This is a genomic window from Pseudomonas sp. GM79 (assembly GCF_000282495.1).
GTDB lineage: Bacteria > Pseudomonadota > Gammaproteobacteria > Pseudomonadales > Pseudomonadaceae > Aquipseudomonas.
Genome location: NZ_AKJE01000028.1, coordinates 1 through 21,689, shown reverse-complemented (window position 1 = coordinate 21,689; position 21,689 = coordinate 1). Strand labels below are relative to the sequence as shown.

General features: G+C 60.1%; 15 protein-coding genes. 9 read left to right on the top strand and 6 right to left on the bottom strand.

What is annotated here, in order from left to right:
- Position 1: 1 nt before the first annotated feature.
- The 5 genes from PMI36_RS22455 (at position 2) to PMI36_RS22475 (ending at position 6,233) form a co-directional block, all read left to right on the top strand.
- On the top strand, positions 2–349 hold the full coding sequence (locus PMI36_RS22455) for a DUF2934 domain-containing protein (protein WP_008069174.1): 348 nt from the start codon (positions 2–4) through the stop codon (positions 347–349).
- Between the two features lie 128 nt (positions 350–477).
- Positions 478–2,637 carry a glycogen debranching protein GlgX gene (gene glgX, locus PMI36_RS22460; protein WP_008069172.1) on the top strand — a complete coding sequence of 720 codons (2,160 nt, stop codon included), beginning with the start codon at positions 478–480 and terminating at the stop codon, positions 2,635–2,637.
- A 336-nt stretch (positions 2,638–2,973) separates the two neighbouring features.
- Positions 2,974–3,732, top strand: a complete 759-nt coding sequence (locus PMI36_RS22465) for a PIG-L deacetylase family protein (RefSeq protein ID WP_008069170.1) — start codon at positions 2,974–2,976, stop codon at positions 3,730–3,732.
- Positions 3,733–3,936: 204 nt separating this feature from the next.
- A complete protein-coding gene (locus tag PMI36_RS22470) occupies positions 3,937–4,737 on the top strand; it encodes an endonuclease/exonuclease/phosphatase family protein (RefSeq protein ID WP_008069168.1) in 801 nt (266 codons plus the stop codon).
- A gap of 428 nt (positions 4,738–5,165) precedes the next feature.
- A complete protein-coding gene (locus tag PMI36_RS22475) occupies positions 5,166–6,233 on the top strand; it encodes an autotransporter domain-containing protein (protein WP_008069166.1) in 1,068 nt (355 codons plus the stop codon).
- A 135-nt stretch (positions 6,234–6,368) separates the two neighbouring features.
- On the opposite strand, the gene glgB is transcribed toward PMI36_RS22475, so the two are convergent.
- From glgB to PMI36_RS22490, 3 genes are all read right to left on the bottom strand, one after another.
- Positions 6,369–8,600: a 1,4-alpha-glucan branching protein GlgB gene (glgB, locus tag PMI36_RS22480; RefSeq protein ID WP_008069164.1), complete on the bottom strand. Its 2,232-nt coding sequence runs from the start codon at positions 8,598–8,600 to the stop codon at positions 6,369–6,371.
- A 2-nt stretch (positions 8,601–8,602) separates the two neighbouring features.
- Positions 8,603–11,944, bottom strand: a complete 3,342-nt coding sequence (gene treS / locus PMI36_RS22485; RefSeq protein WP_008069162.1) for a maltose alpha-D-glucosyltransferase — start codon at positions 11,942–11,944, stop codon at positions 8,603–8,605.
- A gap of 163 nt (positions 11,945–12,107) precedes the next feature.
- Positions 12,108–14,105, bottom strand: coding sequence for an alpha-1,4-glucan--maltose-1-phosphate maltosyltransferase (locus PMI36_RS22490; protein WP_008069161.1), 1,998 nt, complete (start codon positions 14,103–14,105; stop codon positions 12,108–12,110).
- 216 nt (positions 14,106–14,321) lie between these two features.
- On the opposite strand from PMI36_RS22490, the gene PMI36_RS22495 reads away from it, so the two are divergent.
- Positions 14,322–14,504: a hypothetical protein gene (locus tag PMI36_RS22495; RefSeq protein WP_008069160.1), complete on the top strand. Its 183-nt coding sequence runs from the start codon at positions 14,322–14,324 to the stop codon at positions 14,502–14,504.
- A 117-nt stretch (positions 14,505–14,621) separates the two neighbouring features.
- Here the strand turns inward: PMI36_RS22495 and PMI36_RS22500 are convergent, their stop codons facing one another.
- Positions 14,622–15,122 (bottom strand): MgtC/SapB family protein, encoded by a 501-nt coding sequence (locus PMI36_RS22500; protein ID WP_008069159.1) that lies wholly within the window; start codon positions 15,120–15,122, stop codon positions 14,622–14,624.
- A 134-nt stretch (positions 15,123–15,256) separates the two neighbouring features.
- Between PMI36_RS22500 and PMI36_RS22505 the strand changes: the two genes are divergently transcribed.
- From PMI36_RS22505 to mapR, 3 genes are all read left to right on the top strand, one after another.
- Positions 15,257–15,490: a DUF3203 family protein gene (locus PMI36_RS22505; RefSeq protein ID WP_007901318.1), complete on the top strand. Its 234-nt coding sequence runs from the start codon at positions 15,257–15,259 to the stop codon at positions 15,488–15,490.
- Between the two features lie 195 nt (positions 15,491–15,685).
- Positions 15,686–17,110: a cytochrome c oxidase accessory protein CcoG gene (gene ccoG, locus PMI36_RS22510; protein ID WP_008069158.1), complete on the top strand. Its 1,425-nt coding sequence runs from the start codon at positions 15,686–15,688 to the stop codon at positions 17,108–17,110.
- A 186-nt stretch (positions 17,111–17,296) separates the two neighbouring features.
- Positions 17,297–18,706, top strand: a complete 1,410-nt coding sequence (gene mapR, locus PMI36_RS22515; protein ID WP_008069156.1) for a GntR family transcriptional regulator MpaR — start codon at positions 17,297–17,299, stop codon at positions 18,704–18,706.
- A 151-nt stretch (positions 18,707–18,857) separates the two neighbouring features.
- On the opposite strand, the gene PMI36_RS22520 is transcribed toward mapR, so the two are convergent.
- Complete coding sequence (locus PMI36_RS22520) at positions 18,858–19,604, bottom strand: SDR family oxidoreductase (protein WP_008069154.1); 747 nt, start codon at positions 19,602–19,604, stop codon at positions 18,858–18,860.
- 285 nt (positions 19,605–19,889) lie between these two features.
- The coding region (locus tag PMI36_RS22525; protein WP_008069151.1) for a putative bifunctional diguanylate cyclase/phosphodiesterase at positions 19,890–21,689 on the bottom strand (1,800 nt) is incomplete at its 5' end.

The following is a 21,689-nucleotide window of genomic DNA, read 5'->3' as shown; positions in this document are numbered from 1 at the left end:
GATGAGTACCGACGATAAACGCATCCGCGAATTTGCCTATCAAATCTGGGAATCCGAAGGAAAACCCACGGGCCAGGAAAAACGCCATTGGGAGATGGCCTGCAAACTGGCCGACGCTGAAGCCCAAGCCAAAGCGCTGGCGCCCGGCAAGTCATCGAAAGCTGGCAGCAAAAGCATCGGTGCCAAGTCCGCGGTCGGCAAGCCCGACGGCAAGCTCAATGCCAAAGGCGTCGAACCCAAAACCAAGGCCAAGGCCAAAGCCAAACCCTCTGCTTCGACAGTGACCCCGCTTGGCGAAAAAAACGTCGAGAAAAAGCCACGCGCTGCGCGCAAGCCGCCAACGACCTGACGCGTTTATCGCCTTGCCTCGCTTGATTTGTGGCGTGTCTCTCGCCACCGAGGGCGCGCTCGCCCTCGAAAAAAACCAGAGCCACGGTTCATCGCAGCCGAGTACCGTCACCCCATGCAGGAGCAACTATGAGCAGTCCAAAGAAAACCGCGCCCGAACCTCGTGCCGAGGCTTCGCGAATCCGTGAAGGCTTGCCCTTCCCGCTAGGCGCGACCTGGGATGGCCTGGGGGTCAATTTCGCGCTGTTTTCGGCTCACGCGACCAAGGTTGAACTGTGCATCTTCGACGATAGCGGAGAGGTGGAACTGGAGCGAATCGAGTTACCGGAGTACACCGACGAGATCTACCACGGCTATTTGCCCGATGCCCATCCGGGGCTGATCTACGGTTATCGCGTGTACGGTCCTTACGACCCGGCCAACGGTCATCGTTTCAACCCCAACAAGCTGCTGATCGATCCCTACGCCAAGCAATTGGTCGGTCGATTGAAATGGTCCGAAGCATTGTTCGGCTACACCATCGGCCACCCTGACGCCGACCTCAGTTTCGATGAACGGGACAGCGCGCCCTTCGTGCCCAAATGCAAAGTGATCGACCCGGCCCACACCTGGGGTCATGACCATCGCGTCAGCGTGCCGTGGGACAAAACGATCATTTATGAAACACACGTACGCGGTTTCAGCATGCGTCACCCCTCCGTCCCCGAGAATCTGCGTGGCACCTTCGCCGGGTTGATGGTCGATGACGTGCTCGAACACATCCGCAAGCTCGGCGTATCAACCGTCGAATTGCTGCCGATTCATGCCTTCGTCAATGACCAGCATCTGCTGCACAAAGGCATGACCAACTACTGGGGTTACAACAGCATCGCATTCTTTGCCCCGGACCCGCGCTACCTGGCCAGCGGCAAGATCGCCGAGTTCAAGGAGATGGTCGCGCACCTGCACGAGGCCAATCTGGAAGTGATCCTCGACGTGGTCTACAACCACACCGCCGAGGGCAACGAACAAGGCCCGACCCTGTCGATGCGCGGCATCGACAACGCCTCTTACTACCGCTTGATGCCCGACGACAAGCGCTACTACATCAACGATTCCGGGACCGGCAACACCCTGGACCTGAGTCACCCGTGCGTGCTGCAAATGGTCACCGACTCCCTGCGTTACTGGGCCACGGAAATGCACGTGGACGGCTTCCGTTTCGACCTGGCGACCATTCTTGGCCGTTATCACGACGGTTTCGACGAGCGTCACAGCTTTCTCGTGGCCTGCCGTCAAGACCCGGTGCTGCGCCAGGTGAAGATGATTTCCGAGCCCTGGGACTGTGGCCCCGGCGGTTATCAGGTCGGGAATTTCCCGCCGGGCTGGGTCGAATGGAACGACAAATTCCGTGACACCGTGCGGGCGTTCTGGAAAGGCGACGACGGCCAACTCGCCGACTTCGCCAGCCGCATGACCGCCTCCGGTGAGATGTTCAACCAGCGTGGGCGCCGGCCGTATGCGTCGCTTAACTTCATCACCGCCCATGACGGTTTCACGCTCAACGACCTGGTGTCGTACAACGACAAACACAACGAAGCCAACGACGAGAATAATCAGGACGGCAGCAACAACAACCTGTCCTGGAACCACGGTGTCGAAGGCCCCACCGACGATCCCGAGATCAATGAGCTGCGCCAGCGGCAAATGCGCAACTTCTTCGCCACGTTGCTGCTGTCCCAGGGCACGCCGATGCTGGTGGCTGGCGACGAATTCGCCCGCACCCAGGAAGGCAACAACAATGCTTACTGTCAGGACAGCGAGATCGGTTGGGTCAATTGGGACCTGAGCGAAGACGGCAAGGCCCTGCTCAAGTTCGTCAAACGCCTGATCAAATTGCGCCTGGCCTATCCGATTCTGCGTCGCGGGCGCTTCCTGGTGGGCAACTACAACGAAGACATCGGCGTCAAGGACGTGACCTGGCTGGCCCCGGACGGCAGCGAAATGTCCATCGAACAATGGGAAGAAGGCCACGGTCGTTGCCTGGGTATGTTGCTCGATGGCCGCGCCCAGGAAACCGGCATTCGCCGCAAGGGCGCCGACGCGACCCTGCTGCTGGTGGTTAACGCCCACCATGACATCGTCAACTTCCTGCTCCCGGAAGTGCCTGACGGCGGTTTCTGGACCTGCATGATCGACACCAATCAACCGTCGATTCGTGGCCAGGAACGCTTCGAGTTCGGTCACCAATATTCGGTCACCGGCCGCTCGCTGCTGCTGTTCGAATTGCAGCGCGAAGAAGAAGAGTGAACATCCTGTAGGAGCTGACGAGTGGAACGAGGCTGCGATCTTTTCGATGTCAACGCACAAGCAAAATCAAAAGATCGCAGCCTCGTTGCACTCGTCAGTTCCTACACACGGATTGTGGTTATTTGCGAAACCTGACACAGCCTGGGTTAAAAAAACCGCATCAGACCAAAGACTGGGGCGACGAATAGTGATCCATGAGCAATACTCTGCCCGCGGCAATCCAGGGTTCGGAGCGCTGCAATTGCTATTTACCCCGCCTTCACGGGTCTGCCAGGCTTGCACCCTCGCAAGCATTGCGCACGACTGAGGGCCAGACAGAACAAGGACGTAGCGCCTATGAAAACAGTTTCCATCAGCGAAAGTGGTCTGCCCGTGCAGATCTGGAACAGCGCCCAGCAACTGGACAACATCCCTGTCATCGATACCGAAACCCTGGTCCCGGCCGGCGCTCGCGCAGTGGTGATCGCGCCGCATCCTGGCGACGAAGTGGTGACCTGCGGCGGCCTCCTGCAACAGCTGTGCGCCCTTGGCCATCCTCTGCAATTGATCTCGATCACCGACGGTAGCTACAGTCATTTTGGTTCGCGACAGTGGTCACAGAAACGCCTGAGCGTATTCCGCCCCCAGGAAAGCGTCGAAGCCTTGCGCCGGCTCGGAGTGCCGATGCACAGCCTGAAGTGGATTCGCGCCGGCTTCACCGACAGCGGGCTGGCCGAACGGGAGTCTGAACTGACCCAATTCATCGTCCGCTACCTGCGCCCCGGCGATGTGGTGTTCACCACCTGGCGCGAAGACGGTAACCGCGACCACGACGCCGTCGGCCGCGCCAGCGCCAGAGCCGCAGCACTGGTCGGTGCGACGCTCAACGAAATACCGGTTTGGGCCTGGCACTGGCCGACACGTGACCATGGGCTGATCCCCTGGGATCGCGCGCGCAAGGTACGCCTCGACACCTGGACCGTCGCGCGTAAAAGCCATGCCACCTACGCCTACGCCAGCCAACTCGACGGTGAGCCGATGATCGGCGTCTCCCCGTCAGTGCCCCGGGTGCTTCTTGAGCGCATGCGTTTGCCGTATGAAATTGTGTTTGTCTGAAACCCGACTCTCAATCAAGTCACCATTCAATGTGGGAGCGGGCTTGCTCGCGAAAGCGGTTTGCCAGCCGCCGAAGATGTATCGGATGTACCGGCCCCTTCGCGAGCAAGCCCGCTCCCACATTGGATTGGCGTCGCTCAAACTGAACTGCTCGCCCACGCACCAGTCGCATGCATACATCAGCCTTGATTCAGAGGAGTGAACGTGACCAGCGATGCCGAACGACAAGCCGTCGAATCAATACCACCGAACACGCCTGCGGCGGTTCATCGACTCAGAGTGCTGACGGTCAACACCCATAAAGGCTTCACTGCCCTCAACCGGCGTTTCATCCTCCCGGAGTTGCGTGAAGCGGTACGCAGCACGTCGGCAGACCTGGTGTTTCTGCAGGAAGTGGTCGGTGAGCACGACCGGCATTCTTCCCGCTACAACGACTGGCCACAGACCTCGCAATACGAGTTCCTGGCCGACAGCATGTGGAGCGATTTCGCTTACGGTCGCAACGCGGTCTACCCCGACGGCCACCACGGCAATGCCCTGCTGTCGAAATACCCGATCCGCGAATTTCGCAACCTCGACGTCTCGATTACCGGCCCCGAGCGGCGCGGGTTGTTGCATTGCGTACTGGATGTGCCAGGGCATGCCGAAGTGCATGCCATTTGCGTGCACCTGAGCCTGTTGGAAAGCCATCGACAACTGCAACTGCAGTTGCTCTGCCTGTTGCTCGAATCGTTGCCCGATGACGCCCCGGTGATTATTGCCGGCGATTTCAACGACTGGCAGTTGCAAGGCAACGCCGCCCTCGCCCGGCGCGACTACCTGCATGAAGCCTTCGAACGCCATCATGGCCGACCGGCGAAAACTTACCCGGCGCGTTTTCCCCTCCTGCGCCTGGACCGGATCTACCTGCGTAACGCCAGCAGTCATGAACCGCGAATACTTGGCCACAAACCCTGGACGCATCTGTCGGACCATTTGCCGCTGGCGGTGGAAGTGCGCCTGTAACACCGTCAAATGACAGTCGCCAAGGACTGCCAACTCTGACAGAAAAAATGACAGCAATAGCGCACCGACGCCGTTTGTTTATCCTGCACTGGATCATCCACCAAACAACCGATAGCCCCCTACCCAACGTGTCTGGGCCGCGCCTTTCTGGATGATTTTTCGCACAAACAACAACTTATATACGCGCCAAAAATCAGTCACTTACAACGCCTAAAATAGCCATACCGCTTATCGGCCACTTTCTTGACGCAGCGCCAGCAGTCTTCTTAGCTAGTGCTTACTACCCCCGGAAATCCATCAGGGGCAAGCCACCAGACTCCTGTAAAAACGGGCGGGTCTGACCTTGCCCCAATCCATTCGGTCGCCCCTCATTCGGGGTAGGAGAGACGCCAAAGCGAGATACGCATGCGATTGCAAGGTAGACCCCCATGAAAACTTCATTCACCCCACAAGAGATCAAAATCACTTTTTGCACCGTCACGAGTTCACTCCTGCTGTGCTCATCCATGGAGGTGCAGGCCTCGTCTGCCGAGGATGAACCAACGCTTTGGTATAACCAGGCACTGCCGACCCTTACCTTGCCCGCCGGCTCCGCCACGTATCCCGGTCGTTCACGCGTCAATCCAGACTTACAAAGCTCACGCCTTACGGTCGAAGACGCCGCGCCTTCGGCCTGGGACCACGTCTATGGAAAGACCTCACGGCAGGCCCAAACCGACTATCTGGCCCAGGGCTCTTCCATCCCCGGCGCCAGCGAATTCAAAGGCCCGGCACTGCTGACCGTCCAAAGCAACAGCGGCCATACCCAACGGGTCGGACTGATCGGCGGCACTACCCAATTCCAGGGCAATGACAACGGTCTGCTGACCAGTCGCGCCCTCGCCGATCCCGGCCATGACACGCTCAACCTTCAAGGCCAGAGTCTCGGCGCCTACTGGAGCCTGACCGGCCCAAAAGGCTGGCACGTAGACTTGAGTGCCAGTGGCGGCCGGGTCAACGGCTACAGCCGCAATGATCAAGGGGCGCGACAAGCCACCGAAGGCAGCGCGGTGACGCTGTCGGTGGAAGGTGGTTTCCCGATTGGCCTGGGTAATAACTGGGTGATCGAACCCCAGGCGCAGTTGATCAATCAACGCATTACGCTGGATACGCCCTATGCCGGCTCCGGCAACGGCTCCTCCAGCGACATGTCGTCCTGGAGCGGTCGGGTCGGTGCACGCTTGAAAGGCAGTTACGATATCAATGGCCTGCCGGTCGAACCCTATGTGCGCACCAACGTGTGGCACACGGTATACACCGGTAATACCGTGAGCCTGGATCAGGTCGACAAAATCAGCAGCAGCCGCAAATCCTCGACGGTGGATGTGGGTTTGGGGCTGGTAGCCAGAGTGACGCCTTTGGTCAGCCTGTACATCAGCGCCGATTACAGCAGCGATGTGGATGACAATGATTTGAACGGGTTGATTGGCAGTTTGGGGGTGCGGATGCGGTGGTGAGTGCATGAGTTTCAGGAAGCGCTTTGCTCGGTCTGGCCCCTTCGCGAGCAAGCCCGCTCCCACATTGGTGTTGTGCACGACGACAATCCAATGTGGGAGCGGGCTTGCTCGCGAATGAAGCGACGCGGTTTTAGATCAACCCTCCGGCCGCAAAATCAACACCCCCAACGGCGGCAAATTCAACTCCAGTGAGAGCGCCTGGCCATGGCTCGGTTCTTCGTCGGTGAACACCCCGCCACCATTGCCGTAATTGGACCCGGCGTAAGTGTCGGCGTCGCTGTTGATCAACTCGACCCAACGCCCGGCAAACGGTACGCCGACACGATAGGACTGACGCGGTACCGGGGTAAAGTTGGCCACCACCAACACCGGCCTGCCCTCCTTGCTCCAGCGCAACCAGGCGTAGACGCTGTTGACCGCATCGTCGCCGATCAACCACTGGAAGCCTTGCGGGGCATCGTCCTGGTCGTGCAGCGCCGGTTCTTCGCGATACAACCGATTCAGGTCACCGACCAGTTTGCGCACCCCCTGGTGTTCCGGGTATTGCAGCAAATACCAGTCCAGTTGCTGATCGTGATTCCACTCACGCCACTGGCCGAACTCGCAGCCCATGAACAACAATTTCTTGCCCGGATGCGTCCACATGAAACTCAGATAAGCCCGCAAATTGGCAAACTTCTGCCAGCGATCCCCCGGCATCTTGTCAATCAGCGAATGCTTGCCATGCACCACTTCATCGTGAGAAATCGGCAGGATGAAGCGTTCGGACCAGGCATACACCAGGCCGAAACTCAGCTCGTTGTGATGATGGGCGCGGTACACCGGATCCTGCTGAATGTAATGCAGCGAGTCGTGCATCCAGCCCATGTTCCACTTATAGGCAAAACCCAGCCCACCCTGTTGCGTGCTCTGGCTGACACCCGGCCACGCCGTGGATTCTTCGGCAATCACCAACGCGCCCGGCGTTTCCAGGGCCACCACATCGTTGAGATGGCGGACGAAATCAATGGCCTCCAGATTCTCCCGACCGCCGTGACGGTTGGGCACCCACTCGCCGGCCTTGCGCGAGTAATCGCGATACAGCATCGACGCCACTGCGTCCACGCGCAGGCCATCGACGTGGAAATGCTTGAGCCAATGCAGCGCCGAGGCCAGCATGTAGCCGTGTACCTCGGTGCGGCCCAGGTTGTAGATCAGCGTGTCCCAGTCCTGGTGAAAACCTTCCTGCGGGTTGCCGTACTCATACAGCGCGGTGCCATCGAACTGCGCCAGGCCGTGGGTATCGGTGGGGAAATGCGCCGGCACCCAATCAAGGATCACGCCGATCTCGGCCTGGTGACAGGCATTGACGAACGCGGCGAACTCATCCGGCGTGCCGTAACGGGCGCTCGGAGCGAATTGCGACAGCAATTGATAACCCCAGGAACCACCGAACGGATGCTCCATGATCGGCATCAGTTCGATGTGGGTGAAACCCAGCTCCTTTACATAAGGAATCAGCCGCTCGGCCAACTCGGGCCAGGTGTACTGACGGGCGACCTCGCCCAGGTCATCCAGCTCGCATTGCCAGGAACCGGCGTGCAATTCGTAGATCGACAACGGTGCGCTGGTTCGCTGACGCTCGCCCCGCGACTGCATCCAGGCGTGGTCCTGCCAGTCGATTTTCAGCGGCGAGGCAACTTTCGATGCAGTGTCGGGCGGCAGTGCAGTGGCGAGGGCCATCGGGTCGGCCTTGAGCGGCAGAATGCCATGGGCGCCGAGAATTTCGTATTTGTAGGCTTCCCCCGCTTGCAGGCGCGGAATGAACAACTCCCAGACACCGGTGGGATGGCGCAGACGCATCGGATGACGACGGCCGTCCCAGACGTTGAAATCGCCAACCACCGAAACCCTTTTGGCATTCGGCGCCCACACGGCGAAGCGCACACCCTCCACGCCATCGACCGTCTTCAGCTGCGCGCCGAGGCAACTGCTCAAGTCCCGGTGATTGCCCTCGGCGAACAGGTACAAATCCATCTCGCCGAGTAACGGGCCAAAGCTGTAAGGGTCCTCGGCGAGTTGCTCGCCACCGGCCCAACGGGTTCGCAACTGATAGGGTCGGGCCCGCTCGAAGTGCCCGACGAACAGCCCCGGGGTTTGGGTGGTCTCAAGGCTGCCGAGCTCTTCCCCGGATTCCTTGTCCACCACCTGCACGCTCAAGGCGTCCGGTAGATAGGCTCGAATGAATTGCCCGCCAGCGCCATCGCTGTGCGGGCCGAGAATTGCGAAGGGATCCCGATGCTCGGCGCGTACCAACGCATCGATATCCCGTGCCCTGGGCAGCAGCGCCTGTTCCACGTGCCCCTGTTCCTTGTTCGAGATACTCATGACTACTCTCCACCAAGATCGGAAAAGGGTTTGAGCCCACTCAATAACCCGTACAGACCGTGCAACGGCACGGGCAGCCAGGTGGGGCGATTTTCAGCCTCATAGGCCACTTCATAAGCCGCCTTCTCCAGACCGAACAACGCCAGCGCGGCGTCCTCGCCTTCAGGATCTTGCCATGCATGAGCAAGACTAGCTGCCGCCAGCCGATAAGCGTCGACAAATGCTTGCCGCGCCTCTCTCAGATAACGATCGGCGACCCGTTGACGCGCGGCCTGGGCCTCGACGGTGTTATCGACGTTATGCACGTTGATCGTCATCGCCGCGGCATAATCGAAGGAGCGCAACACGCCGCTGACATCTTTATAAGGGCTGTGTTTGCCTCGGCGTTCATGCAGTGGCCGCGCCGGCTCGCCCTCGAAATCGATCAGGTAGGCATCGCCCTTGATCACCAGCACCTGCCCCAGGTGCAAGTCACCATGGACGCGAATGCGCAGGCCACCAGCCGCTTTCTTACCCAACTCCTGAACATGGCTGAGGATGGCTTTTTTGTTGTCCAGCAAGCGACTGACCAATGCCTGATCCGCGGCGTTCAGTTCAGTTTGATGCTGCTTGAGCAGCTTCAGGGCGTGTTCCAGTTGCGCCGCCACGTCCTTGGCCGAGGCCAGGGCATCTTTCTGGGTGGTGATCTGTGGGGCGAAGTCCGGGTTGGCGCTCGGGGCCGCCAACACCTGATGCATTTCCCCCAGACGCTGGCCGAGCATGCCGGCAAAATCCTTCAGCTCACCGAGAGCGTTGTAATGCTGCTCCTGCTCCGACACGGCATCGGCAAGTTCATCGCGAAGCGCCCGTTCGAGGTTGTTCTGGGTCCACTCCCACGCATCGCCCTGATTGCTCAAGTAGCCTTGGGCGATCATCAGCAACGTGTCCTCGCCTGCCGCGTTGCGACGAATCACCGCGCCCAGCAGCGGCGAAATATTCTGGAAACCGGCATGGGTCAGGTACGCACTCATTTCCAGTTCCGGGTGCACCCCTGACGCGACCTTGCGGATCAGCTTGAGCACCAGGCTGCTGCCGATCACCACCGAACTGTTGGATTGCTCGGCGGACAGATACCGCACCTCCGACTCGGCCGTCAGGCCAAGCCTGGTCAGTTCGTCGGTCGGCTCGAAACGGATCTCGCCGCCGTCGGACGGTAACACCATGCCGGCCTGCATGCTCTGCAACACGGCATGAACAAAGCTGTCGAGGCTGAAAGCATCGGTGATCAGGCCGACCTGACGACCGCGCCGGACTCGGGCCAGTGCCAATTGCTGCGGTAAGGCAGCGCCAACCTGTTCCTCGGAAATAAAACCGAACGGCAACTGATAGCGGCTGGTCTGCCCGCCGCTGGTGACGTCGATTTCCCCCAACAGCACCGGATGCTGCGGGTCGCCGAAACGTACGCCATAAGCGAGGTTGACGCTGTCGATGACGCCGTCCTTGCCGGCGTACCAGCGGCGGTTCTGCAACCAGCTCGGCAGGATGCCCTGTTCCAGTGTGTGGCGGGACGGCGCTTCGAGCAGCTCTTCCATGCGTTTCTTCAGCACCAGGGTGGTGAAGTCCGGCAGGCTTTGCGCCGGCTCCACGTGCCAGCTCGGCATTTGGTTTTCCGCCGCCAGCCCGAACCAATAAAAACCGTAAGGCGCCAGCGTCAGCAGGAAATTCAACTGGCCGATGGGCGGGAACGCATTGCCGCCGAGCATCTCCACCGGAACCATGCCGACGTACGCCGACAGGTCCAGTTCCGCCGCCTGCGCGCTGCGGGACACGTTGGCCACGCACAAAATGATCTCGTGCTTGCCGTCCGGGCCGGTGAATTCGCGGGTATACGCCAGGATCCGTCGATTGCTCGGCGAAAGCATCTTCAGCGTCCCACGACCAAAGGCCTTGGACTGCTTGCGCACCGCGAGCAGGCGCCGGTTCCAGTTCAACAATGAATGAGGGTCACCGGCCTGGGTTTCGACGTTGACCGACAGATAGCCATAGAGCGGGTCCATGATCGGCGGCAACACCAGACTGGCCGGGTCGGCGCGGGAGAACCCGCCGTTACGGTCGATCGACCATTGCATCGGCGTGCGCACACCGTCGCGGTCACCGAGGTAAATGTTGTCGCCCATGCCGATTTCATCGCCGTAATACAGGGTCGGCGTGCCAGGCATCGACAGCAGCAAACTGTTGAGCAATTCCACGCGGCGACGATCACGTTCCATCAACGGCGCCAGACGCCGGCGAATCCCCAGATTGATCCGCGCCCGACGGTCGGCGGCGTAGTAATTCCACAGATAATCGCGCTCCCGGTCGGTGACCATTTCCAGGGTCAGCTCATCGTGGTTGCGCAGGAAAATCGCCCACTGGCAGTTGGCGGGAATTTCCGGGGTCTGGCGCAGAATGTCGGTGATCGGGAAACGATCTTCCTGAGCCAGCGCCATGTACATGCGTGGCATCAACGGGAAGTGAAAGGCCATGTGGCATTCGTCGCCTTTCTGGCCGCTGGCGTCAGTGTTGCCAAAGTACAACTGGGTGTCTTCCGGCCACTGATTGGCCTCGGCCAGCAGCATGCGGTCGGGGTAATTGGCGTCGATCTCGGCACGGATCTGCTTGAGGACGTCGTGGGTCTCGGGCAGGTTTTCGTTGTTGGTGCCGTCGCGCTCGATCAGGTACGGGATCGCGTCCAGCCGCAGACCGTCGATGCCCATGTCGAGCCAGTAACGCATCACCGACAGCACCGCTTTCATGACCTGCGGGTTGTCGAAGTTCAGGTCCGGCTGGTGGGAATAGAAACGGTGCCAGAAGTACTGACCGGCCACCGGGTCCCAGGTCCAGTTGGACTTTTCGGTGTCGAGAAAGATGATGCGGGTGCCGTCGTATTTCTGATCGTTATCGGACCAGACATAGAAGTCGCGGGCCGCCGAACCGGGCTTGGCCTTGCGCGCGCGCTGGAACCACGCGTGCTGGTCCGAGGTGTGGTTGATGACCAATTCGGTAATCACCCGCAGCCCGCGTTTATGGGCCTCGGCAATGAAGCGCTTGGCATCGGCCAAGGTGCCGTAGTCAGGGTGTACGCCACGGTATTCAGCGATGTCATAGCCATCGTCACGTCGTGGCGAGGGGTAGAACGGCAACAGCCAGATGGTGTTGACGCCCAGATCGGCAATGTAATCGAGTTTGGCGATAAGGCCGGGAAAGTCGCCGATCCCGTCGTTGTTGGAGTCGAAAAAAGACTTAACGTGAACCTGGTAGATCACCGCATCCTTGTACCAGAGCGGGTCCTTGATGAAGGTGGCTGACCTGGGTTTCTTCGCCATTTGTAACTCCTGAAAAATTCTGGGAAAACAGTATCTGCCTGAAGAAATGCAGTCAGTGTGGGAGCGGGCTTGCTCGCGAAGGGGCCATAACAGTCAGCGTTGATGTCGCCTGACACACCGCTTTCGCGAGCAAGCCCGCTCCCACATTTGATCTTCGCCAGGATCAGGAACTAGTAATCCTCCAAATCCCGAACGGCAGATGCCACGGTTCGATCCGCATGAACTGGTACTTGCCGTGCCAGGTCCAGCGATGGCCGTTCATCAAATCTTCGCCCTGAGTGACAGCATCATCGGGCAGGCCCATTTCCCACAGCGGCAATTCGAAGTTTGCCTCCTGGGCGTGATGCGGATCGAGGCTGACCGCCACCAGAATGAAATTGCTGCCGTCGACGCTGCGTTTGCCGAAGTACAGGATGTTGTCGTTCCACGCGTTGTAGACCTTCAGACCCAAGTGCGTGTGCAGCGCCGGGTTCTGCCGGCGGATGCGGTTGAGCTGGGCGATTTCGGCAATGATGTTGCCCGGCGCGTTGAAGTCCCGTGGGCGGATTTCGTACTTCTCGGAATTGAGGTATTCCTCCCGGCCCGGCACCGGCGCCGCTTCACACAACTCAAACCCCGAATACATGCCCCACAGGCCGGAGCCCATGGTCGCCAGCGCGGCACGGATGAGAAAACCGGCGCGCCCGGATTCATGCAGGAACGTCGGGTTGATGTCCGGCGTATTGACGAAAAAATTCGGCCGGTAGCATTCACGCCACGGCGACTCATTGAGTTCGGTGAAATAAGTCGCCAGCTCGGTCTTGGTGTTGCGCCAGGTGAAATAGGTGTAGCTCTGGGAGTAACCGACCTTGCCCAAACGCGCCATCATCGCCGGGGTGGTAAAGGCTTCGGCCAGGAAGATCACCTCGGGATACAGCGCCCGCACATCGGCGATCATCCACTGCCAGAACGGCAACGGTTTGGTGTGAGGGTTGTCGACGCGAAACAGCTTCACGCCCTCCTTGACCCAGCCCACGACGATGTCGCGCAACTCGATCCAAAGGCCGGGAATCGCGTCCACGGCATAGAAATCGACGTTGACGATGTCCTGGTATTTCTTCGGCGGGTTCTCGGCGTATTTGATCGTGCCGTCCGGCCGCCAGTTGAACCAGCCCGGGTGCTGGTTGAGCCACGGGTGGTCCTGGGAGCACTGAATCGCGAAATCGAGGGCGACTTCCAGCCCGTGCTCGGCGGCGGCCGCGACGAGCCGGCGAAAATCTTCGCGAGTACCCAGTTCCGAGTGAATCGCCTCATGCCCACCCTCTTCGCTGCCAATAGCGTAAGGGCTACCCGGGTCGTCCGGGCCGGCGATCAACGAGTTGTTCGGGCCTTTGCGGTAGCTGCGGCCGATCGGGTGGATCGGCGTGAAATACAGCACGTCGAAGCCCATGTCCTGGATCATCGCCAGCCGCGAATGCACGTCATTGAAGGTGCCATGACGGGCTGGGTCATCGGTGATCGAGCGCGGAAACAATTCATACCAGCTGGCGAACTGCGCCAGCTCTCGCTCCACGTCCACCGGGTATTCAGGGCTCAGGCTCAGGAAGGGACGATGATCGGCCTGGGCCATCAAGCCCGCGCTGCGTTGGTGCAGAAACAAGGCGACCTGCTCGGTTTCGAGCAGACCGGACAGCTCATGGTGCAACGCCGCCAGTTGTTCACTGAGCGGGCCTTCAGAGCGTTCGGCTGCCTGCTGGACGTGGGTGCGCCCTTCCTGCAATTCCAGGCTGACCGAGACGCCGGCGTCGTGCTTTTTTTTCAGTTCATAACAAAAGCTGGCGAACTGATCGATCCAGGCTTCGAGGCAGAACACATAACGCCCCTGCTTCTGCACACGAAACTGGCCCTGCCAGCCGTTATTGCCCAGCTCGGCCATCACCTCGCTCTGCCAGGTTTCGTCGCCCTCGGCACGCCAGCGGATGCGCACGGCCAGCTTGTCATGACCGTCGGCAAACACTTTGCTGGTCACCACCACGTCCTGATCAATCACGGCTTTAACGGCGAATTGCCCGCCATCGAGGGTCGGCATGGTGTTTTCGATCACGATCCGCGGTAGCAGTAACGCCTGCGACAGCGGTATATGCGGGTTGTAGCTCAACTCTGTGGGTTTTTCAGCGGTCATCGAGCATCTCTCCTTAACGCCCCAAGGACGCTCTTGTGCCTGGTCGTCGTTCACACGAAGCGGTCTGCCCCGACATGAACTCACTTAAGTTCCGAACAGCAGGCGCCGGTAAAAGTTCAGAGGGATTTGCCAAGTCTTTCGGGGAATCAAATTCCCTGTGTACGGGTCAACCAACTTAAGCACGACTCACGCCATCTGCCACTGGAGACTGTAGCGATGAGTATTCCAATGCCGGCCGAGACACCCGATCCGAACATCGATGAGCCGACGGTACCGCCGACACAGCCAACACCGCCGACCGAACCCGCCCCCGTCCCTGAACAGGAACCGCCGGGCACCAACCCGCCACCGCGCGAAGAGCCACCGACCGTCCAGCCGCCGGAAATCGTGCATCCGTAAACGCATGAAGACTCAATGTAGGAGCTGCCGAAGGCTGCGATCTTTTGATCTTGTCCTTCAGCAATCTCCAAATCGCTATAAAGCTAAAGATCAAAAGATCGCAGCCTTCGGCAGCTCCTACGGGGTTCGATCCTTTTCAATCTGGCGCACCACGACTGGCATCACACCGAGGATCACCAACGCCAGCAACGTACTGAACACAGCCGTCGCCTCGCGGCCCATCCCGGCCGAAACGCCAATGGCCGCCGTCATCCACAAACCGGCGGCGGTGGTCAGGCCTTTGACATGCCCCTCGTCGCCATCGGTGTTTTTCAGGATAGTCCCGGCGCCGAGAAAGCCGATGCCGGCGATCACGCCCTGCACCACCCGGCTCATGGCATCGGCCTGGGATCCTGACATTTGAGGCACCAGTACAAACAGCGCCGCACCCAGCGCCACCAGCATATGGGTGCGAATCCCGGCGGCCTTGCCCTTCTGTTCACGCTCAAAACCGAGAATGCCACCCAGCAAGGCAGCCATCAGCAATCGCACGGTAATGCGCGTCAGTTGTGAAGCATCGCCAATGTCGGCGAACTCCGCTTGCAGCGTCACCCAAACCTCGTGCCACCAAGCGTCCATGGCGCAGTCCTTGTGATGATCAATGGAAGTCACTCGATATAAGGTGGACCGCCCCCACCATTAATCGGTTGCACAGAACGATGAGCGGCAGATGCGTCCTAACGATCTAGAACCTGCAAAAAAAGGGCACCCCCATGACCGTGCGTATCGAAAACCAGACCTGCTTCTTCATCACCAGGAACGGCGAAGAAATTCGTCTTTGCCCCGACGTCACCATCATCACCGACGCGGAAAAATCCATGTCGGCGGTGGACCTCGACGGCCAGCGCATCTACATCACCGAAGCAGAAGCCGATGCATTGACCGTAGCAGGCGCAGCAGACGGTCGCCGGCATTTGAAGGCCACGGACAGTGATTCGGTGATTTGACTGACCCGCATCAACACACGCCGCAAACACTTGGCATAGGCGTTTGCGGCCAGCCGTTGCGGGTGCATCAAGTTGTCGCAGGCGGGTGCCAGAAACTCATCTGATCCGCTTTTTATTGCTTTAGCTGAGTCTGTTATGCAAACAGATCGCTGGTCATAGTGCTCAGGCCTGATGGAGGCTGATGAGCGAAAGACCATGAGCGATAGAATCCCCGTCCGAACCGTTGAACCTGCTTCATTTATCAATGAGCCTTTGCGTCCAAAGATAAAGGCCAAGTCCAGCGACAACCTGATCCACACCCGCAGCTTCACGGGTTTATTCCGCACCCTGCGCATGAGTGGCGCGGGGGTTCTGTTTCTGCTGTTCTTCGGCACCGTGTGGCTGAACTGGGGTGGCCGCCAAGCGGTGCTCTGGGACCTTTCCGAAAGTAAATTTCACATCTTCGGCGCGACCTTCTGGCCACAGGATTTCATTCTGCTGTCGGCGCTGCTGATCATTGCTGCGTTCGGCCTGTTTGCGATCACCGTGTTCGCTGGCCGGGTCTGGTGCGGTTACACCTGCCCGCAGAGTTCCTGGACCTGGATCTTCATGTGGTGCGAGAAGATCACCGAAGGCGAGCGCAACCAGCGAATCAAGCTACAAGCCGCCCCTTGGGGCCTGAACAAACTGATCCGCCGCTCGGCCAAGCACACCTTGTGGCTGGCGATCAGCCTGCTCACCGGCCTGACCTTTGTCGGCTACTTCACACCGATCCGGCCGCTGGCCGAAGAACTGCTGACCTTGCAAATGGGCGGGGTCAGCCTGTTCTGGGTGCTGTTCTTCACCGGGGCCACTTACATCAATGCCGGTTGGTTGCGCGAAGCAGTGTGCATGCACATGTGCCCGTATGCGCGGTTCCAGAGCGTGATGTTCGACAAGGACACCCTGACCATTTCCTACGACGTGGCCCGCGGCGAAAACCGTGGCCCGCGCAAACGTGACGTGAAACCGGCCGAGATCGGACTGGGTGATTGCATCGATTGCCAATTGTGCGTGCAGGTCTGCCCTACCGGCATCGACATCCGCGACGGTTTGCAGATGGAATGCATCGGTTGCGCCGCGTGCATCGACGCCTGTGACTCGATCATGGACAAAATGGGCTACGCCCGTGGGCTGATCAGCTACACCTCGGAGCATGAACTGCAGGGCGGCAAAACCCACCTTCTGAGGCCGCGACTGATCGGTTATACCGCCGTGCTGCTGGTGATGATCGGCGCCCTCGCCCTGGCACTGGTGGAGCGGCCGATGGTGTCGCTGGACGTGAGCAAGGACCGTGGTCTGTTCCGCGAGAACAGTGAAGGCCAGATCGAAAACATCTACAGCTTGAAGGTCATCAACAAGACCCAGCAACGTCAGGATTATCGATTGACGCTGGTCGATGGCGATGGCTTCCAGCTGCAAGGCAAGACTGAACTGAGCCTGGCCCCCGGAGAGATCGTCGACGTGCCGGTATCGGTGGCCATGACCACGGATCGCCCGAGCAGCAGCTCGCAGACCATCAGTTTCAAGATTGTCGACAGCGATGAGCCGGACATCAACAGCGTGGCCAAGAGCCGGTTTGTTGCACCGATGAACCGTTGAGCCATTAAGATGCAATCCTTTGTCAGATGCAGTCCTCTGTCAGATGCGATCCTCTATGGCGAGGGAGCTTGCTCCCGCTCGGCTGCGTAGCAGTCGTAAATTTTTGGGGGCGCTTCGCACCCCAGCGGGAGCAAGCTCCCTCGCCACAACAGCGCACCAACTGAATAACCTCAAACCGGGTCTTTGATGAAACGCTACGAAAAATTCGCCGACGATATCGCTGAACTGATCCGCTCCGGCGTCCTCGGTCCCGGCCAGCGGGTGCCGTCGGTGCGCTACGCCAGCCAGACTTACGGGGTCAGCCCGTCCACGGTGTTCCAGGCCTATTACCTGCTTGAGCGCCGTGGCCTGATCCGCGCCCGGCCGCGTTCCGGCTACTTCGTCAATACCCATGCACCGAGCCCGTTTTCGGAGCCGGTGATCAGCAGCCAGGTCAACGAGTCCACCGAAGTCGACGTCAGCGAACTGGTGTTCTCGGTGCTGGACTCGATCAAGGACCCGAACACCGTGCCCTTCGGCTCGGCCTTCCCCAGCCCCACGCTGTTTCCGCTGCAACGCCTGTCTCGCTCGCTGGCCAGTGCCGCCCGGGAAATGGACCCGCGCATGGTGGTCACCGACATGTCGCCGGGCAACCCGCAACTGCGTCGGCAAATCGCCCTGCGCTACATGGTCGGCGGGCTGATGCTGCCCATGGAAGAATTGCTGATCACCAACGGCGCCCTCGAAGCCCTGAACCTGTGCCTGCAAGCGGTCACCGAACCCGGCGATCTGGTGGCCATCGAAGCCCCGGCGTTCTACGCCAGCCTGCAAGTGCTGGAACGGCTGAAGCTCAAAGCGGTGGAAATTCCCGTGCATCCGCGCGATGGCATTGACCTTGGTGTGCTGGCCCAGACGCTGGAACGGCATCCGATCAAAGCCTGTTGGTGCATGACCAGTTTCCAGAACCCGATGGGCGCGACCATGCCCGAGGCGAAGAAGCAGGAACTCGTGGAGTTGTTGCGCAGCCATCAGGTGCCGCTGATCGAGGACGACGTCTACGCCGAGCTCTATTACGGCCAACAGGCGCCGAAACCGGCCAAGGCCTTCGATACTGAGGGCCTGGTGATGCACTGCGGTTCGTTCGCCAAGAGCCTGGCACCCGGTTATCGCATCGGCTGGGTCGCCGCCGGGCGGTATGCACAGAAAATCGAACGCCTGAAACTGATGACCTCCCTCTGCGCCTCAATGCCCGCCCAGGCCGCCATCGCCGATTACCTGCAACACGGCGGCTACGACCGACACCTGCGCAAACTGCGTTACGCCCTGGAAGAACAACAAAGCGCGATGCTCGCCGCCATCGCCCGCTACTTCCCGGCCCAGACGCGCGTTAGTCAGCCGGCGGGAGGGTACTTTTTGTGGCTGGAGCTGCCGCCGCAGATGGATTCGTTGAAGTTGTTTCAGATGGCATTGGCGCAAGGGATCAGCATCGCGCCGGGGCCGATTTTCTCGCCAACCCAGCGGTTCAGGAATTGTATTCGGCTGAATTACGGCAGCCCTTGGACTGAGGATTCGGAGAAGGCGATGGAGACGTTGGGGCGGATTGTGCGGTCGTTCTGAGGGTTTGATGTTGTCTGGGCTATCGCCTTCGCGAGCAAGCCCGCTCCCACAGGGGTTCGGTGGTGTTCACAAATGTTGTGTACACACAGAACCCCTGTGGGAGCGGGCTTGCTCGCGAAGAGGCCAGAACAGACAAAGCAAATCCTGAGGATTAACGCCCACCACCCAGATCGACGAAAGTCCCCGTCGCATAAGAAGCCTTATCCGACAACAACCACACAATCGCCTCCGCCACTTCATCCGGCCGCCCACCCCGGGCCATGGGAATCGCCGACTCCAGCTTGCTGACCCGGTCCGGATCGCCGCTCAATGCATGGAAATCGGTGTAGATGTAACCCGGCCGCACGGCGTTGACGCGAATACCCTCGCCCGCCACTTCCTTGGACAGACCGATGGTGAAGGTGTCCAGCGCGCCTTTGGACGCTGCGTAGTCGACATATTCGCTGGGGGCGCCCAAGCGGGCAGCGACCGACGACACATTGACGATGCTGCCGCCCTGCCCGCCATGTTTGGGCGACATGCGCAAAATCGCGTGTTTGGCGCAGAGGATCGGCGCCAGGACGTTGGTCTTGAGGATTTTCAGAATACGGAATTCGGACATCTCGTCGATCCGCGATTTTTGCCCGACCGTGCCGGCGTTGTTCACCAGCGCCGTGACCCGACCGAGTTCGGTATCTACGCGGTGGAACAGCCCGATCACCTCGTCTTCGATGCTGACATCGGCGCGTACCGCAATGGCTTGAGCGCCGAGTGCGCGGACTTGTTCCAGCACACTGTGCGCCGCCTGTTCGTCGGACTGATAGTTGATACAGATCCGATAGCCCTGCTCTGCGGCCAACAGGGCCGTGGCGGCGCCAATTCCGCGGCTGCCGCCGGTGATGACGATGACTTTGTCCATGCTGGCATTCCCCCGTTTCAAGCGTATGCAGTCGGGGCCAAGAATAACCGCCATCGGCGGGTTTTGCATGAACCTGCGTCAATGGCTGCACTGATGGCAATCTGAAGTGAACCTATTCCTGTGGCTGAAGATGCTTCTGTGGCGAGGGAGCTTGCTCCCGCTGGGGCGCGCAGCGGCCCCCTCATTTTTTCAGACCCACCAGGCCGACTGGTTTTGCGACTGCTTCGCAGCCGAGCGGGAGCAAGCTCCCTCGCCACAGGTCTGCCCCCAATAAGCTGCTCGGTTTCAGCCCGCCGCCAATCGCTCCCCACGGTGAATATCGGCCATAAAGCGATCGGCCGGCAGCGGGTGTCCCAGCAGATAACCCTGCAACGAGTCGCATCCGAGTTGGGTCAGGAAGTCTTGCTGGACACCGGTTTCAACCCCTTCGGCCACGATCCGCAAGCCCAAGGCCTGGCCGAGGGCGACGATGGCCGAGACGATGGCCGCGTCGTCGCTGTCGTGTTCCAGATCGCGGACGAAACCCCGGTCGATCTTCAGTTCATTGGCCGGCAGGCGCTTGAGGTACATCAAGCTCGAATAGCCGGTACCAAAGTCATCGATAGACAGGTCGACGCCCATATCCGAGAGTTCCTGCAGCACCGTCATGCTCGCATCGGCGTCGCTCATGGCGGTGGTTTCGGTGATTTCCAGGGTCAGGCTGTTGGCCGGCAAATGATGAGTGGCCAGGGCCTTGGCGACACTCTGCACCAACCCGGCGTGGCAGAACTGCAAGGCCGAGAGGTTCACCGCGATGCGCCAGTCGGTGTAACCGAGCACGTACCACTCGCGCATCTGACGGCAGGCTTCATTGAGCACCCACTCGCCAATCGGAATGATCAGCCCGGTCTTCTCCGCAAGATCGATGAAGCTGTCCGGCTGCAGCATGCCCTGGGTCGGGTGTTCCCAGCGCAGCAACGCCTCGGCGCCCACCGGTCGGCCATGGCCGGCGTCGAACTTGGGCTGGTAATAGAGGCTGAATTGCTGCTGATCCAGGGCGTTGCGCAAGTCCTGAAGCAATTGCAGCTGTTTGCGCGCGTTGCTGTTCATCGAGGCGTCGAAGAAGCTGTGGCCGTTTTTCCCGGCGCCCTTGGCGTGGTACATCGCCGCGTCGGCGTTCATCAGCAATTCCTCGGCGGTCTGACCGTTGCCCGGATAGAGCGCGATGCCGACGCTGGCGGAAATCTGCAAGTCATGTTCCGCGACCCGGAACGAGCGCGCGATCAGCCCCACCTGTCGCGCCGCCAGGTTCAGCGCGTCATTCGGCTCGGCGAGTTGCACCAGCAACACAAACTCATCGCCGCCGATCCGCGCCAGGGTGTCCTGGCTACGCAAATCTTCACGCAAGCGCAGGCCGACCTCACGCAGCAACTGGTCGCCCATGTGGTGCCCAAAAGCATCGTTGACCGGTTTGAAACCATCCAGATCAATGAACATCAACGCAAAACAGCCACCCTGCTCCTGCACCCTCGACATCGCCTGATCGATACGGTCGGCCAGCAACACCCGGTTTGGCAGCCCGGTCAGGGTGTCGTGCAGCGCCAGCTGGGTGAGTTCGCGATTGGCCTCGGTCAGTGAGTGAGCCAGGTCTGCGGTGCGAGCCTCCAGGCGTGCATCGAGGATCGAGGTCAGCAAGGCAATGCTCAATACGGCAAGGGTGGTGATCAGAACAAGATTGTCCAGGCCCTCGCCGTTCAGGCCATCGGCCGCCGCGCCACAGAAACTGCCGTCGGCAAAGCGTGCCGCGGCCATGCCGGTGTAGTGCATGCCGACGATGGCGATGCCCATGATCACCGCAGCACCGCCGCGGATCAGGCGAACATAGGGCGCCTGCCGACGCAGGCGGAAAGCGATCCACAACGCCGCGCCCGACGCGCCGACGGCGATCAGCAGCGAGGCGCTAAACAGAGCGGGGTCGTAATCGATGCCCGGCTGCATGCGCATGGCGGCCATGCCGGTGTAATGCATCGCACTGATGCCGGCACCCATGACCAGCGCGCCGAACACCAGTTGCCAGGCCGGCAGTTGTGGCTGGCTGACCAGCCA